The organism is Streptomyces laculatispora (assembly GCF_017353455.1).
Classification (GTDB): domain Bacteria; phylum Actinomycetota; class Actinomycetes; order Streptomycetales; family Streptomycetaceae; genus Streptomyces; species Streptomyces laculatispora.
This window is the reverse complement of sequence record NZ_JAFMPZ010000349.1, coordinates 1-2,574: the sequence shown is the minus strand read 5'-3', so window position 1 is coordinate 2,574 and position 2,574 is coordinate 1. Positions and strand designations below refer to the sequence as shown.

1 protein-coding gene and 1 pseudogene are annotated in these 2,574 nt (G+C 74.0%); both read right to left on the bottom strand.

The window, feature by feature from the left end:
• Window positions 1–100: 100 nt before the first annotated feature.
• Window positions 101–2,017, bottom strand: coding sequence for an ATP-binding SpoIIE family protein phosphatase (locus tag J1C73_RS18650; protein WP_207317404.1), 1,917 nt, complete (start codon window positions 2,015–2,017; stop codon window positions 101–103).
• 386 nt (window positions 2,018–2,403) lie between these two features.
• Window positions 2,404–2,574 (bottom strand): annotated as a pseudogene (locus J1C73_RS35000) (DUF402 domain-containing protein); the annotation flags it as partial.

The window sequence follows — 2,574 nt, the reverse complement described above, 5'->3', positions numbered from 1 at the left end:
GGAACGGGCGGGGTACGAGGAGAATTCCTCGTACCCCGCCCGTTCCGGCGTTCCGGCAGCCGGGGTCAGCCGCCGTTGACGGTCTCCGTGCGGAGCCCGGCTACTGCCCCCGGGTCGGCATCTCGAACCAGACGACCTTGCCCGTCGACAGCCGCGTCGCACCCCACCGCCGGGCCAGCCGGTTCACCAGGAACAGACCGCGGCCGCCCTCGTCCATGTCCCGGGCGCGGCGCTGGCGGGGCAGCTGCGGGGAGTCGTCGCCGACCTCGCAGCGCAGGATGTCGGTCCGCAGCAGCCGCAGCGTCACCGGCCGCTCCGCGTACCGTACGGCGTTGGTCACCACCTCGCTGACCAGCAGTTCCACCGAGTCCGACATCTCGTCCAGACCCCATCGGCTGAGCGCGCGGCGGGCCAGCCTGCGGGCCCGGCCCGGGGCGGAGTCCTCCGGTTCCAGGAACCAGTACGCGACATCGCTCGGCGCGATCCCGTCGAAGCGGGCGGCGAGCAGCGCGATGTCGTCGTCCCGGTCCCCGGGGCCGAGCATGTCCAGCACGTCGTCGCAGAGGGCCTCCAGCGGCGGCGAGTGGTCCGGGCCGGTCAGCCGGGCGGTGGTGGCGAGCCGCTCGCGCAGCTGCTCGATGCCGGTCCAGACGTCCCGGAGGCGGGACTCCACCAGGCCGTCGGTGTACAGGAGCAGCGTGGCGCCCGCGGGCGCGTCCAGTTCGACGGCCTCGAAGTCCACCCCGCCGACGCCGATCGGGGCGCCGGGCGGTACCCGCAGCACCTCGGCGCGGCCGCCGAGGTGGAGCAGCACGGGCGGCGGGTGACCGGCGTTGGCGATGGTGATGCGGTGCGCGACCGGGTCGTACACCGCGTACAGGCAGGTCGCCATGCGGTCGCTGCCGAGCCGCTGCGCCTGCTCGTCGAGGTGGTGCAGCACCTCCTGCGGCGGCAGGTCGAGGCCGGCCAGGGTCTGCGCCGTGGTGCGCAGCTGGCCCATGATCGCGGCGGAGGTCATGGAGTGGCCCATGACGTCGCCGACGACCAGGGCGACCCGGCTTCCGGGCAGCGGGATCGCGTCGTACCAGTCGCCGCCGACCCGGGCCGTCTCGGCGGCCGGCAGGTAGCGGGAGGCGAGCCGGACCCCGGTGGGCTGCGGCAGCGAGTCGGGCAGCATGGTGCGCTGGAGCTCGTCGGCGATGTAGGCCTCGCGCCCGTACAGCACCGCCTTGTCGATGCCGAGCGCGGTGTGCGTCGCCAGCTGGGCCGCGACCAGCAGGTCGTTGGCCTCGAACGGCGGGCGCTCGGTGCCGAGCAGGAAGACCGCCGCGCCGATCACCCGGCGCCGGCCGCGCAGCGGGGCCAGGATCGCCCGGTGCCCCGACGGCACCGTACGGCCCGCGCCGAGCAGCTCGGGCAGGGCGGCACGGGCCGCGGCGGAGTCGCCGAAGACCGGGCGCACCCCGCGCAGCACCTCGGCCAGCGCACCGCCGGGGCGGACCTCGCACAGTTCGGCGGCGGGCGTCAGATCGGTCTGCGGATCGATGGCGGCCGGCCGGAGCCGCTCGCTCTCCGACAGCCCGTCGGTGATCTCGTCGCTCAGCCGCAGCCGGTCGGAGCGGCGCAGCCGCAGCACGAACGGGTTGACGGGGCGCTCGTCGCCGACCGGCAGCGGGTCGCGGAGATAGACCAGTATGGCGTCGGAGAACGTCGGGACGCTGGCCCGGCACAGACCCAGGACGATCTCGTCCAGATCTATCCCGCGGGCGATCCGGCGGGTCGCGGCGCCCACGAAGCGCAGCCGGTCGCCCTCGCGGCGGGCCGCCACCTGTGGATCGGGGCCTGCCGCGGGGCCCGACCCGCCGGTGGCCGGACCGGGGCCCTTGGCCGGGGCCGGGATCGTTGTGGCGGCAGCGGCGGGCGCCGACGCGGCGTCCCGCTGCCGCGGCCGGGCGCGTTCCTGCGACCGGGCGGCGAGAGGCTGCCGGCCTTCGTGGGAGGTGGGATGCTCCGTCACGCTTGGGGTTCCGTCCGTCCGGGCCGGTTGTATGAGGCAATCACCTTGTGGGGCGCTACTGTGCCCCGGCATGAGCGGCAATAACAACGGCTGACATCGCATGCCCCGGAACACCGGGCCGAAACCGGACGTCCGCGAACGGGAGCGGTGACAACGTTTTCGGCGGTGGAGCGGCGGACTGTGAGCACGTCTCCACCCCCTCGTAGTGGCTCATGCGAATCTGGCAACTCGTGCGACTCATACGACTGATGCGGGTCATGAAGCGTGCGACCAGTGCGATGACTTGGTGATTTACGGTCAGCTCGTGTGCGGCGCCCGTGGGTTGGGGCGGATCGCCCGCCCTCGGGACGATCCTACGTTTCTCCCCCTGGGGTGCATCAAGGGTCTCACGACGGCATGGCGGAGGGGGTACGGTCCCAGTCATCCGGAAGCCGGTCCCAGTCGTCCGGAAGTGCGGGTACCCGCCACCGCGGATCCGGCCGCCAGTCCTCCCAGCCGTCCCGGAACGGCGCCCCCCAGTCGCGGATCACCCCGACCGCCGCGCGCCCCGCCGCCCG